Raw genomic sequence first — 13,265 nt, forward strand, 5'->3', positions numbered from 1 at the left:
AGCCGATCAGAACACCCGACGCAGGCTGAGCAGCACGGTCCGCCCCAATGGGTCGATCGTCGCGGGCTGATAGGCGGCCGGTGTTGCCCCGCTGGCATCGGTTACGCGCTGGCGCCGGTTGAAAAGATTGTCGACGCTCAACGACACGCGCGTGCCCCTGGCCCAGGCCTGCCGGGGGAAGCGATTGGCCAGATTGGCAAACAGCCGCAGGTCCAGCGTAGCCAACGGAGCAAAGCGCAAGTTGCCCGCACTGGTGCCGCTGTCCATGTGCGCTGCACTTTTCCAGTTGCCTTCCAGCCGCGCGCCCAGGCCATTGTCGGTCACGCCAAGGTTCGCATCCACCGAATGCCGCGCCTCGGCCGATCCGGCGAGCGTGCCCCCTTGGAGCAGATCGACCGCAGCCGCCCCCTGCTGCAACACCGCGCGGTCGCTGAAAATCCAGCTATGATAGACCGAAAGCTGTAGCCTGGCGCCGTTGTCGCCCCCGCCAAAGCCCCCTGGCCCGCGCGGACCAAACCCGCCGGGGCCGCCAAAGCCGCCGGGCGGCGGCCCCATCCCCGGCGGTGGTCCCATGCCATCCGGCGGGGGAGGCATGCCATCGGGCGGCCCGTCAAAACCGCGCGGCGCGCTGGGATCTTGCGGGCGATTGCCATCCACCACGATGGCGCCGTCTTCGCCACTGCCGGGCGGGGGCGGCATGGGCATGTCATTGTCCGCCGCAGCGGGAGATCCATCGCCGGTTGACGGCGCGGCGCCTTGCTTGCCGGCAAGCCCGGCGCGTGAGTCCAGCCAGGGCGGACGCATGCCTGGCGGCAGCGGGGGCCGCTTGGCGGCGCGCAGCACCTGGGTGAAATTGAAGCCCCAGCGCAACTTGTGGGTTTCCTGCGAGGCGATGTTGAGCGCGCGGCTGTCGATCGACACCAGCGTGCCTTGCGCATCGCGCACATAGCGATCGGGAAAGGCATCCATCAAGGCCACTGTCGCCCCGCCGGGGCTGACGATGGCGTTACGGTTGCGCACTTCGATATAGTTGGCCGTCAGCGTCAGGTTCAGCTTGCTCCAGGGCTTGACCGTGGCCGCCAGCTTGAACACGTGCCGGTTGTCGGCCGCGAGCGCCGCATTGCCGCCCGTGATCTGCGTCACCAACGCGGTCTGCCCCGTGGCCTGGTCATAGACCCTCACGTTCTGCGTCGATACCAGCGGCCCGCTGCGCTGCGCCAATGTGGGGGCAGATCGGTCTTCGTCCACCGCGGCGATCAGGCTGATCCCGTCGCGCGGCACCCACGTGAGGCCATAGCCCAGCGTGCCCAACGCGCCGTAATCGGATACCTGCGTTACTGAGGCGTTGAGATTGGCGGTCACTTTGCCCAGCGCGCCCAGCACGCCCTTGCTCCGGCTGGCGATGGGCAGGTCCAGGCTCAATTGCCCGCTCGTATTGCTGCGGCTGGCGGTCGATTGGCTGGCCCCGCTTTGTGTCACCGCGCGCGAGCGCAGGCTGGAGAGATCGCCCCCGACGCGCAGCGAAATCGCTGCGTCGCCGGCTGGCAGGTGCACCGCCTTGCCATGGACCAGCACGCTCGCGCTGCCGCTGTCGCTGATCGCCGTGCTGCTGTCACGCAGCATGGCGCCCAACTGGCTGGCCGAAAAGGTACCATAGGGATCGACAGTCGCATCGCCTGCTGCCAGCGCGGTCTGCAACGCCGTGGTGTCGTATCCACGATCGCTGCCCGTGCGCGTATCACCATGGCTGTAGCTGCCGATCAGCGAGAGATGCCAGCGCGTGGAAAGATCGGCGTTGAGCGTCATCCCCGCCCCCGCCGTGGCCGTGCGCGTGGTCTGCTTGAGCGGATCGGACGAGAGTATGCGATCGACACTGGTGGCCGTGCCATCGGCAAAGGGGCTGTTGGCGGGAATGTCGAGCGTGGCCGTGGCCAGGCCATTGCGCGCATTGCTGGCGGTATAGCTGCCCTGGGCATTGATGCTCAGGTTCACCTTGTCGGCAAGTTGCCGCGCCAGGGTGGCGTTGGCCCCCACCGTCTGCGTGGCTGGTTGCAGGGTGCGATTGCCCGCCTGGTTGCCCAGCGTGCCGGTGGGATCGGTCGCACCGCTGGTGTCGGTGGTGACACCACGATCGCTTTCCAGCAGGGAATTCTGCCCGCTGGCACGCAAGGCCACGTTGGTGCGGTCGTTGTCGCGAATGCGGGTCCAGGTCACGTCGGCCGTGCCGTTTTGTCCCTCACCCTGGGTTGCCAGCCCCGCCGATAGGTTCGCCACCCGCGCGCGAAAGCGGCGGCGCAGGATCACGTTGACCACCTTGGCCTGGGCATCATAGCCATATCGCAACGCGACCTCTTCCGGCAGGATATCCACGCGCAGCACGGACTCGGTTGGCAAGTCCTTGACTTCGTTGATGCCCGAAACACGCTTGCCGTTGACCAGCACCACCGGGCCGTCGTTGCTGCGCCCCTGGTCGCTTTGCGTCTGCGCGGCGATCTGGTCGAGCAGCTCGCTCACCGTGCCAACGCCATAGGCGGCGATATCGGCGGGGTTGAGCGAGTTTTCCGGCGGGATATCGCCGATCACCGCGCCTGGCACGGCCTTGCCAGACACGACGATGGCGTCGTTGTCGCCGGCTTGGGCTTGGGCTGGGGCTTGCGCTTGTGCCGGCTTGGCCGCTTGGGCCAGTGCGGGCGCTGCCACAAGCCAGGGCAACAGGGCCGCCCCAGCCAGCAGTGAACCACGGCCGCGTGCCACGTTACTGCCCATCTTGCGGCGGAGGCCCGTTGCGGCCGCCCGGCGGCGGGCCAGCAAACCCACCCGGTCCGCCAGGGCCACCTGGCCCTCCCGGACCGCCGCGGCCCTTGGTCAACTTGCGCATCATTTCCTGCACTTCATCGGCCGAAAGCGTGCCATCGTGATCGAAATCGGCAGTGTCGAAGCGCTTGCGTTCGAACGTCAGCAGTTCATCAAGCGAAACGCCGGCATCGTAATTGGTGTTGGCGTCCACGATCGTCATGGCGCTGAGCGGCTCGATCAGCAGGGCCAGGACGCGATCCTGCATCTTGGTGCCCAGTTCCGGCGCGATGGTTTCGGGCACCGGCCCGCCACGATCGGCCACGGTGCGGTCTTCGCCCGCCGCCACCGAACCCAGGCCCTTCTGCCAGGCCATGAATTCCTCGATGGTGACGTGGCCATCGTGATCGGTATCGATCCGTTCGAACCGCGCGCGGATGATCGCCTCGCGCCGGGCCGCGATTACCGCTTCGAGTTCGGCCAGAGTCACGATGCCATCATGGTTGCCGTCGGCCGCGCGGAACATGCGCTCCACCGGCTCATCCAGCGCCTTGCGCTTGATTGGTGCCAGGGGCTTGGGCTGGGCGTCACCGGGCGGAGGACCGCCGCGGCCGCCGCCTGGGCCACCACCGCCCGGCCCGCCCATTCCGCCTCCCATTCCGCCATCCATGCCACCCATCTGGGCCAGGGCAGGCGTTGCCATAAGCAGGACGGCACAACCAACCAGCGACAATGTCTTGCGCATCAGCCAACCTTTCGATGCGCGGCCAGAGAAAGGGAGAGGAGGGAAGCCGCGCGACAGGCCTGCGATATGGCGCAGGCGCGCAAGGCTGTGGGTCAAGACTTGCGCACCCTTGCGTAAAGTTTTCGAAAAGGCAGGGTGACACGGCGCAACACATCGCCGATGCGCCAAGGCTGCCGATGACTCACCACCCGCCCCGCATTCTGCTTGTCGATGACGATGCCGATCTGAGCGCGCTGTTGCGCGAGTATCTGGAGCGCGAAGGCTTTGCCGTGGAAGCCGTGTTCAACGGTGTCGACGGCGTGGCCCAGGCGCTGGGTGGCGGGTTCGATGCCGTGATCCTCGATGTCATGCTACCGCGCCTCAACGGGATCGAGGCCCTGCGCCAGATCCGCGCCACCAGCATGGTGCCGGTGCTGATGCTGACAGCCAAGGGCGACCAGGTCGATCGTGTCGTCGGCCTGGAACTGGGCGCCGACGATTATGTTGCCAAGCCCTATTACCCGCGCGAGCTGGTGGCCCGGCTGCGTGCCATCCTGCGTCGGCGCGCGCCCGATCCGGCGCTGCCCGTGGCGGCAGAGGCCCGTCGGCTGACGCTTGGACCGCTCGATGTGCAGGTCGCCGCGCGCCGTGCCGCCTGGCAAGGAACATCGCTCGATCTCACCCCGTCGGAATTCAATATTCTGGTGGCGCTGTTGCGCGCGGGCGAAGACGTCGCAACCAAGGATGTGCTTTCGCTGCAAGGCCTGGGCCGTCCGCGCCAAAGCTATGACCGCAGTGTGGACGTCCATGTCAGCAACTTGCGGCTCAAGCTGGAGGCGGCCACCGCCGCGACGCTGGGCATCGAAACCGTCCGCGGCGTGGGCTATCGGCTGGCGCTGGCCACGGCCAGGCCCGGGCGATGAAAGCGCGCCTTTTCTGGAAGATCCTGCTCGCGTTCTGGATCACCTTCCTGGCCATTACCCAAGGCGTCTGGCTGCTGTTCGAGGCCAACCGGCTGCGCCACGCCGGGCCCGATGGGCTGGCCCCGGTGGAGGCTGGGCAAACGATCCTGGCCGCCGGGGCCAACCTGGTCCACATCGGCGGCACCGCCGCGTTCGATCGCTATGTTGCCGGGCTTTCGCCACGCCAGCAGGCCCGGCTGCAACGCCTGGCACAACCATTGCCGCCCGATCCGGTCTGGCTGGTCCAACGGGCGACCACGCCCGACGGGCACGTGCTGTGGCTGCGCTATCAGGTGGCGCCGCGTGGGCCAAGGCCGGCCCATGGCCTGAACGTGCCGCCCGAAATGCTGTTGCTGGGCCTGCTGGGCGGCCTGGCGTTCAGCGCGGCCCTGGCCTGGTATCTTACCAGCCCGATCAATCGGCTGCGGCAGGGTTTTGGCGCACTGGCCAGTGGTGACTTGGGCACGCGCCTGGTGCCGCGCATGGGCCGGCGGCGCGACGAGATTGCCGATCTGGCGCACGATTTCGATCGCATGGCGCAGCGGCTGGAAGAACTGGTCGCGATGCGTGACCGGCTGCTTCATGATGTCAGCCACGAATTGCGGTCTCCCCTGGCGCGGCTCACCCTGGCGATCGGCCTTGCCCGCCTCTCGCCCACGGGGATCGACCACGCGCTGGACCGGATCGAACACGAAGCAGGGCGCCTCGAAGGGCTGGTGGGCGAATTGCTGCAACTGGCACGGCTGGAACACCAGGATGCCCCCGGCGAAGATTATTTCGACCTTGCAGACCTGGTCGCGGGCGTCCTGGCCGAAGCCCGGATCGAGGCGGATGCAGCCGGCGTCGCGCTGGTCTATGCGCCGGATCTGCCGCCGGAAGAAGACCGCCCTGCCCTGCGCGGCCAGGCGATCCTGGTGCACCGCGCGATCGACAACGTCGTCCGCAATGCCTTGCGGTTCACCCCGCGCGGCGGTGCGGTGCGGGCAACGCTTGCACTGGGTGATGGTGCTTATGTGCTGGCGGTACAGGATGAAGGCACCGGCGTGGCCGAAGCGATGCTGGCCATGATGTTCGAACCGTTCGTGCGCGGCGAGCCTGTTGGTGACGGCCAGGGCCAGCCTTCGGGCGGGCCGGGCCTGGGCTTGGCCATTGCCCACCGCGCCATCGCGGCCCATGGAGGGACGATCGCGGCGCGCAACCGTCCGCCCCATGGCCTGGAAGTGACGATCACGCTGCCCGTGGGCACGCTGCCCACGGCGGGGTGATCAAACCTCGCTTAGTTCGGCAACCAGATCATAGGCATCGCCGCGATAATAGCTGTGGGTGATTTCGATCACCCGCCCATCGGGCAGGAAGGCGCGGCGCTCGATAAACAGGCATGGATCGCCGGCCGCGATGCCCAGCAACTCGGCAATGTCAGCGGAGAAGCTGATCGCCCGCACCCGCTGCAGCGCGCGCACCGGGCGGTGGCCGGCCTGCTGCAAGGCGGTGTAGAGCGAGTTTTCCACCGTGCCGACCGACGGCAGGCCCCAGCCCGGCACCGTCGCACCTTCGAGCGCCATGGTTTCACCATCGGCATAGCGGATGCGCTGGAAGCGATAGACTTTCGACCCCGGCGACAGGCCAAGCGACAGCGCTTCTTCGGGGGTGACCGACCCTTCGGAACGATCGATCCACTTGTTGCCGGGCTTGCGTCCGCGCGCCATCATGTCTTCGGAAAACGACGACAGCGCCGAAAAGCTCTTTTCCACGCGGCCGCCGCTGGACTTCTGCACGTTTTCGGAAACGAACGTGCCAGCGCCCTGGCGCCGCTCCAGCAGGCCCTCTTCCACCAGGCCATCGATAGCCTTGCGGATGGTGACGCGGGACAAGCCATATTCCTCGCACAAGTCGCGCTCGCTCGGCAGCGCCGAACCGGCCGACAGTCGCCGGCTATCGACGGCTTGGCGGATGAGCTTTTGCAGGCGCATGTACCGCGGCCCGGCTTCGTTTTCCCGAAGCGCACCAATATGATCGACGAAGCCCATGGCTCTCCTTTACGCCCAAGCACTACGACGGCTGGCGCTTTTCAACAACAGGGATTTTATCCGTATCATAATGGTTATGAATTGAACGCATCCCGCCCCCTCGCCCCCCGAGAATCGGCACGCCACTTTGCCGGGCGAATCCGCCCCGCATCAAGGGGGGCAGCATGGCCCATGCCTCTCGTTTTTGGGTCCATTTCGGAAAATTCATAGGTCTGGGATGCGCCATCGGCCTGCGCAAAACCGGCCCGCCAAGACCTTTGCCGCAGATGCGCAATATGTGCCCCGCCACCCGCGTTCGAGCAGGACAGCGCCACTGCGCCGGGCGTTTTGGTTAACGCCTGATCCACGCTGTCTTGCGGAAGATCGCAGGACGCCGCCCGAACTTTTGCACATCCTTGTTTTCAGGCTGTTTCACCTGCAACGATGCCACGATCAGGCGCAGATCGTGCCTGCCAGCGGCGCGGCATCGTCGCTTCGCCCAAGGCCTCCACCCGCCCCGCAAACTGGCCATTCAGGCCGGTATTTCCTGTGCGTCACCCATGGCCAACATCCCTGCTGCACTGCGTCAACAAGCGCTTCATTGCCGTGCCGAGCCGGCCGAAAGCCCGGTTTTCCGCAAGCCCCGCGCCATGCGAACGGACGCAAACCCACGGTTCTTCATCTCTCCGCCGATTTACAGCACGCAAATCAGGCGTTAGGCCCCACGCAGCATTTTGGAGAAACGCTACCATGAACACTACTGAACTTGTCGATGCCGTTGCCGCCAGCCAGGGCATTGCCAAGGCCGAGGTCCGCAAGACGGTTGACGCCGTGTTCGCCGCCATCGCCGAAGCCGCTGCAAAGGGTGAGGAAATCTCGCTGAACGCGTTCGGCAAGTTCAAGGTCAAGGACGTGCCGGCCCGCGAAGGCCGTAACCCCTCGACCGGCGAACCGATCCAGATCGCTGCTTCGCGCAAGCTGAGCTTCGCTCCGGCCAAGGCGCTCAAGGACAAGCTGAACGGCTGATAGCCGCCGCTGGCTTTTTCTTCGGAAAGGCGTTTCGTGGATTTCGACGACCAGATGCGCCGCTATTTCGGCGTGACCGATCCCGGATCGGCCACGCCAGCGGTCCTCGCCGCCGGCATGGAACGCCTTTCCGTTGATTTCGGCCTGGAACGTGATCCCGGCCGGCGCTTTGCGATGTGGGCGCTGATGCACATCCTGGGCAATGCGCCCGATCTCGACGTGGCCTTCCCCGATCCTGCCGCACAGGACGCCGCGCGCAATTTCATGGACATGCTGGACCAGATCCAACGAGAGGCAGGCCTGCAGGCCGGCGATCAGGCCTGATCGCGGCTGCCGATTTCCAGCACTTCCACGGCATCGGCCTTGCCGCCGAAATCCACGTTTTCGCCCGCCTCGGCGCCCATGATGGCCCGCGCCAGGGGCGCGGAAAATGACAGCAGGCCCGCCGCCGGATCGGCCTCGTCATCGCCCACCAGCGTGATCGTGCGCAGTTTGCCGTTGTGCCGCAGGGTAACCGTGGCGCCAAACTCGACGACTGTCCCCGATGGCGGCGGCATGACCTGCGCCGTGGCAAGGCGCGTGCTCCAATAGCGCAAGTCGCGCCGCGCCGCCTTGAGGGCATCTTCATCGGCAAGCGCAGCCACTTGCGCTTCCACCTCCGCCACCTTCGCAGCAATCTGCTCCAGTCCCCGTGGCGTCACCAGGTTGGGTCCGGTCGGGATCGGCCGCTCGAACTTGGGTTCGAGATGTTCGTCATCGCTTTCGCGGCGAAAAGCCACACTCATGCCGGGTCCTCTTCCTGCGCCGTCCAGGCTTCCATGTCGGCCTCTTCACCGATCAGGGCAAGGCCATGGGCGATAGAGGTCAATTCTTCGCCGCTTTCGATCCGCCCCGCGCCGAACCGATCGACAAACAATTGCCGCACCGCCGGGATCAACGAGGAGCCTCCGGTGAGGAACACATGGTCGATCGCGTCGCGCGCCAGACCGGCGGTAGCCAGCGCCGCATCGACGGTTTCGCCGATCCGGGCAAGATCGGGCGCGATCCACGATTCGAATTCGGCCCTGCGCACGGACACATCGAGCGCCAGATGCGGGCTTTCAAACGTGAAGCGGGCTTCGTCCTGGCTCGACAGCGCGCGCTTGAGTTGGCCCACGGCGTCGTAGAGCGGATAGCCCAGTTCGTTTTCCACCACCGCGATCATCCGCGCGATCGCCTGGGGATCACTGGCGGCACGGCGCAGGCGAGCGAGTTCTTCCAGCGTGCGCCGATTGCGCATCAAGGCCAGGCGCGACCAATCGCCGAAGTCGGTGAAATGGCCATCGGGGATTTCCAGCACCTTGTCGAACGAGCGATAGGTGCCCCCCTTCCCCAGCATCGGCAGGATCAGGCGATCCATGATGCGATAATCGAACCGGTCGCCGGCCAGGCCAATGCCGGCTGAGCCGAGCGGCAGACAACGGCGCGCCGCCCCCGGTGCATCGACCCGCACCAGCGAAAAGTCGCTGGTGCCACCACCGAAATCGGCCACCAGCAGCGTGGCGGGTCGCTGCAACCGACGGGCAAAGCTGAACGCCGCGCCCAATGGTTCATAGACATAATGGACTGGTCGGCCCAGCACGCCGAACATCGCGTCATACCGCTGCCTGGCAAGGGCGGGGTCTGGCCGCGAGCCGACATAGCGCACCGGCCGGCCGACCACGACGCGGTCGGGCAAATCGGCCAGCACAGCGCCGCCACGGGCCACCAGGTGGCGCAGGAACACCTGGCCCAGTTCTTCGAACCGCAGGCGCTTTTCGAACAGATTGGCGTGATCAAACGTGGGATTGGCCGCGACCGACTTGAACGATTGAATGAAGCGGCTGCCGCCGGGAAAGTCGAGGAATTCGGCGATCGCCCAGGGCCCGGCTTCATGCGCCAGGGCGCCGCGCGGGCCATCATCCTGCCAAAAGCACAGCGCGGTACGAAACACGCTGGCGTTGCCATCGGGCGTGGCGAAGGGCACCAATTGCGCGTCACCCGCCCCGGAAGAGCAGGCGACCACCGAATTGGTCGTGCCGAAATCGATTCCGACCGCGCGCGGGGCCGGCGTGGTGGCGGCCATGCGCGCCGTCCTTTCAAATGCCATCGGGGCGCGCGGCTATGGCAGGGTGTCTTCCCGGGCGCAACTGCGGCCTGGCGGGAAAAGACCGGTGGGTGATCGCCTAAGCGGATCGCCCACCGGCAGCAGGGTGAAACATGATCTGACGCTAGCCTGCGCCAGTCCGCACGGCAAGGCCAGCCCTGCCATCGCCACATTTCCCGGTGTGAAACGCTTGGCACCACGGCCGCCTTGCCGCACAAGCGCGGCTATCATGACGCTCGCCTACACCCTCGACGCCACCGCAGATGCCGTTGCCCAGGCGCTGGGTGCCGATCGCAATGGCGATGTGTGGGCTGGTGGCGCTGTCCGCGCCGGTGGCTATGCCCCCGTCGTGGTGCGGGGGCGCGACGGGCGCCGACGGATCGTGCCGCGCCAATGGGGCGTGCCGCCACCGCCGCGCGGCCAGCATATCGTCACAACTGTGCGCAACGTGGAAAGTCCGTTCTGGATCGGCACCTTGCGCCATCCCGAAATGCGCTGCGTGGTTCCCGCCACACATTTCCGCGCCGGCGGCCCGCGCCGCTGGTGGCGATCGCCCGATGCGCCGATCATGGGATTTGCCGGCATCTGGCGCGATTTCGAAGTGCCCAGTTTTGCCGTGCTGACCGTCGCCGTCGACACGCTGTCCGGCCCCGCCGGCATGCCCACTTCAGTGCCATTGCTGTTGAATGCGGCGGAGCAGATGCAGTGGTTGGCGCAAGGCTGGAAGGATGTCGAAAGCCTGGTCCGCCCTGTCCATCCCGATCGGATCGCCGAACTGGGTGCGTGATTCCAAAGACTTGCCGCGGGCGGTGCCAAACGCGGGGTGATCTGTGCAGTTTTCCTCCGATTATACGTTTTTTTTGGAAACCTATCTTGGAATCCGGCGTTGCGGTCACCATTGGAGCTTTTCAGGGACCGTCACGTCGAAGCGCTGCGCCTATGGCCGGCGCGATCCAGATCGAGTGGAAATGAGACAGGAATTCAACAACCACGGTGGCGGCGTCGCCATCATTCGCGCCAGGGATTTCGCCCCCCAGGAAATCACCCGGCCCGTGCCCCGCGTGGGCGTGATCGCCAATCCGCGCAGCCACCGCAACCATGGCGGCTCGCGTCCTGCGGCGCTGCCCGAAGCGGTGGTGTTCAAGCGGGAGCCGGCGTCGCGCAACGAACTGGTCAGCATCCTCACCCAATTCGCCAATGAGGGCGTCGAACTCATTGTAATCGACGGCGGAGATGGGACGGTGCGCGATGTCTTGAGCGTGGCGCACATGGTCTATCGCGGCGCCTTGCCGCGGGTGGCGGTGATCCCATCGGGCAAGACCAACGCCTTGGCGCTCGATCTTGGCCTGCCCGCGCATTGGGATCTGGGCGATGCCATCCGCGCCCATGCCGAAAACCGCGTGGCGGACCGTGAACCGGTGCATATTCACTGGAACAACAACGCACTGCCAGATCAGCTGGGCTTCATTTTCGGGCTGGGCGTGTTCAGCCGCGCCACGCTGCTGGCGCAGCGCGTTCACCGCAAGGGCATGTTCAACAACATTGCCGTGGCTTTGACCGTGGCGATGGCCTTGCTCAAGAGCCTGCTGGGCGGCCCGCGTAACAATTGGCGCCGGGGTGACATGGCGCGGGTTTCACGCAACGGCGTGGACGTCTTTGCCGAGCGGGTCTACCTGATGCTCGCCTCCACGCTGCGGCGCATGCCGGTGGGCCTGCGTCCATTCGGCCGGGCGCGTGACGGGCTCAAGTTCCTGACGGTGAAAGCGCCGCCTCGCGCGCTCTATCGCAATTTCCTGTCGGTGATGAAGGGCAAGGAATCGCCCCAACTGGAGGCGGATGGCTATCTGCGGCGCGACGTGGACAAGGTCTATCTGTCGCTCGATCGCGGGTTCATCCTGGATGGTGAACAGTTCCCCGGCGGCAACCTGATCATCAGCCGCGGCCGGCCGATCCAGTTCGTGGTGGCGGGATGAGCCTGAGGCCCGCCGTCGCGGCCATGCTGGCCCAACCGGTGAAAGCAGAGATCGTGGCCGCCGCGCGGCAGGTCTGCGCGCGCCTGGGCGGTGACGCCGTGCTGTTCTATGGCTCCAACCTTCGGCGCAACGATCTGGAAGGCGTGGTGGATTTCTACGTCATCCACCGCCGCGGGGCGCGGGGCGCGGGCGCCGTGCTGTGGCCCGATGTGGGGTATCATGAGGTAAACCTGGGCCAGGTGACAGTGCGCGCGAAAGTGGCGGTGCTCTCGCTCGACCATTTCCGTCGTGCCGCGGCCGGCCGGGGCGTCGACACCACCGTGTGGGCCCGTTTCAGCCAGCCCGCGCGCTTGCTGGTCCATGCCGACGCCGCCATGGCCGAGGCGGTATGCGACGCCGTTGCCACCGCGATCGAGACCGCCGCGCGCTTTGCCTTGGCGCTGGGCCCCGATCATGGCCCGGCAGACGCCTGGTGGCTGGCGCTGTTTCGCCAGACGTATCGCGCCGAATTGCGGGTGGAGCCGCCGGCACGGAGCGACACGATCCTGGCAGGTGATCCCACCCATTTCCGCACTATGCTGCCGCTGGCCTGGGCCAGCCAGGGCATTTTGCTGGGCGGCACGGCGCAGGATTGGTATCCCGATGTGCCTCCGGCCTGGCGCTTGCGCTGGCGACGCGCCTGGGCTGTGCGCCGCACGCTGGGCAAGCCGCTCAACGCACTGCGGCTCATCAAGGCCGCTTTCACCTTTGACGGCGCCGCACGCTATGCCCTGTGGAAGATCGAGCGCCATTCCGGCCTTCGCCTTGCCTTGACGCCATGGCGCGAACGCCATCCGATCCTCGCGGCGCCGGGCGTGCTGCTGCGCCTTTGGCAGGCGCGCCGGGCATGAACGGCTTTTCGGCACTTGTGCTGGCCGGATCGCGCGGGCCAGACGATCCGGTTGCAGCGAGCGAGGGCCTGGCGGCCAAGGCCCTGGTCACCGTCGGCAGTGTGCCCATGCTGGTGCGGGTGGTGCGTGCCTTGCGCGCGGCTGGCGCCATCCGCGTGGCGGTGGCCGCATCCGATCCGCAAGTGGTGGCACTGGCACGCGAACTCGGTTGCAGCCTGGTTCCGGCTGCCAGTGGTCCAAGCGAAAGCGCCGCGCGTGGTTTTGCCGAACTGGGCGCGCCCATGCTGTTGACCACGGCCGATCACGCACTGTTGCAGCCGCAGTGGATTGACGATTTCCGCCGTGCGGTGGCGCCAGGGGCCGATGTATCGGTATTGCTGGCGCGGCGTGATGTGGTGGAAGCGGCCGTTCCGCACACCCGTCGCACCTGGCTGCGTTTTGCCGATGGACAATGGTCGGGCTGCAATCTCTTCCACTTTGCCACGCCGCGCGCGGCCGATGCCTTTGCCCTTTGGCAATCGGTGGAGCGTGATCGCAAGCGTCCTTGGCGGATCGTATGGCGCCTGGGGCCATGGCTGTTGCTGCGCTATGCCGTCGGGCGGCTTTCGCTGCGCCAGGCGATGGCACAATTGGGCCGCCGTGCCGGGCTGGCGGTGGAAGCCGTGGCGAGCCCTCACGGGCTTGCCGCCGTCGACGTCGACAAGCCCGAAGACCTGGCTTTGGCGCGCCAGATCGTGGACGGCCCGCCGGCCGCCTGAAACTGCGC

At 66.6% G+C, this 13,265-nt stretch carries 13 protein-coding genes; 8 read left to right on the plus strand and 5 right to left on the minus strand.

The annotated features are described in order from the left end of the window. Positions 1-6 precede the first annotated feature (6 nt). Both FHW94_RS07450 and FHW94_RS07455 read right to left on the minus strand, forming a co-directional pair. Positions 7-2,754: a TonB-dependent receptor gene (locus FHW94_RS07450; RefSeq protein WP_168555020.1), complete on the minus strand. Its 2,748-nt coding sequence runs from the start codon at positions 2,752-2,754 to the stop codon at positions 7-9. Between the two features lies 1 nt (position 2,755). Then, a complete protein-coding gene (locus tag FHW94_RS07455; protein ID WP_168555021.1) occupies positions 2,756-3,538 on the minus strand; it encodes an EF-hand domain-containing protein in 783 nt (260 codons plus the stop codon). A gap of 176 nt (positions 3,539-3,714) precedes the next feature. Here FHW94_RS07455 and FHW94_RS07460 point away from each other — a divergent pair, with 176 nt between their 5' ends. Then, positions 3,715-4,440: a response regulator transcription factor gene (locus FHW94_RS07460; RefSeq protein WP_168555022.1), complete on the plus strand. Its 726-nt coding sequence runs from the start codon at positions 3,715-3,717 to the stop codon at positions 4,438-4,440. Continuing rightward, complete coding sequence (locus FHW94_RS07465) at positions 4,437-5,744, plus strand: HAMP domain-containing sensor histidine kinase (protein WP_168555023.1); 1,308 nt, start codon at positions 4,437-4,439, stop codon at positions 5,742-5,744. The genes FHW94_RS07460 and FHW94_RS07465 overlap by 4 nt, the downstream gene beginning before the upstream one ends. Here FHW94_RS07465 and FHW94_RS07470 read toward each other — a convergent pair whose 3' ends face one another. Beyond that, positions 5,745-6,506, minus strand: coding sequence for a GntR family transcriptional regulator (locus FHW94_RS07470; protein ID WP_168555024.1), 762 nt, complete (start codon positions 6,504-6,506; stop codon positions 5,745-5,747). A 423-nt stretch (positions 6,507-6,929) separates the two neighbouring features. On the opposite strand from FHW94_RS07470, the gene FHW94_RS23565 reads away from it, so the two are divergent. Then, positions 6,930-7,511 (plus strand): HU family DNA-binding protein, encoded by a 582-nt coding sequence (locus FHW94_RS23565; protein WP_168555025.1) that lies wholly within the window; start codon positions 6,930-6,932, stop codon positions 7,509-7,511. A gap of 36 nt (positions 7,512-7,547) precedes the next feature. Beyond that, complete coding sequence (locus tag FHW94_RS07480; protein WP_168555026.1) at positions 7,548-7,835, plus strand: hypothetical protein; 288 nt, start codon at positions 7,548-7,550, stop codon at positions 7,833-7,835. On the opposite strand, the gene FHW94_RS07485 is transcribed toward FHW94_RS07480, so the two are convergent. After that, entirely contained in the window at positions 7,826-8,296 is a 471-nt protein-coding gene (locus FHW94_RS07485) for a GreA/GreB family elongation factor (protein ID WP_168555027.1), read from the minus strand. The genes FHW94_RS07480 and FHW94_RS07485 overlap by 10 nt on opposite strands. Then, on the minus strand, positions 8,293-9,615 hold the full coding sequence (locus FHW94_RS07490) for an Hsp70 family protein (protein WP_168555028.1): 1,323 nt from the start codon (positions 9,613-9,615) through the stop codon (positions 8,293-8,295). Before FHW94_RS07490 ends, FHW94_RS07485 begins: the two co-directional genes overlap by 4 nt. A gap of 250 nt (positions 9,616-9,865) precedes the next feature. On the opposite strand from FHW94_RS07490, the gene FHW94_RS07495 reads away from it, so the two are divergent. The 4 genes from FHW94_RS07495 (at position 9,866) to FHW94_RS07510 (ending at position 13,257) form a co-directional block, all read left to right on the plus strand. Further along, positions 9,866-10,423, plus strand: coding sequence for a DUF159 family protein (locus FHW94_RS07495; RefSeq protein ID WP_168555029.1), 558 nt, complete (start codon positions 9,866-9,868; stop codon positions 10,421-10,423). A 181-nt stretch (positions 10,424-10,604) separates the two neighbouring features. Further along, on the plus strand, positions 10,605-11,609 hold the full coding sequence (locus FHW94_RS07500) for a diacylglycerol kinase family protein (protein WP_168555030.1): 1,005 nt from the start codon (positions 10,605-10,607) through the stop codon (positions 11,607-11,609). Then, positions 11,606-12,499 carry a hypothetical protein gene (locus tag FHW94_RS07505; protein WP_168555031.1) on the plus strand — a complete coding sequence of 298 codons (894 nt, stop codon included), beginning with the start codon at positions 11,606-11,608 and terminating at the stop codon, positions 12,497-12,499. The genes FHW94_RS07500 and FHW94_RS07505 overlap by 4 nt, the downstream gene beginning before the upstream one ends. After that, a complete protein-coding gene (locus FHW94_RS07510; protein ID WP_168555032.1) occupies positions 12,496-13,257 on the plus strand; it encodes an NTP transferase domain-containing protein in 762 nt (253 codons plus the stop codon). Before FHW94_RS07505 ends, FHW94_RS07510 begins: the two co-directional genes overlap by 4 nt. The last annotated feature ends 8 nt before the right edge of the window (positions 13,258-13,265 follow it).

The organism is Novosphingobium sp. SG720, assembly GCF_012275365.1.
Taxonomy (GTDB): Bacteria; Pseudomonadota; Alphaproteobacteria; order Sphingomonadales; family Sphingomonadaceae; genus Novosphingobium; species Novosphingobium rhizosphaerae.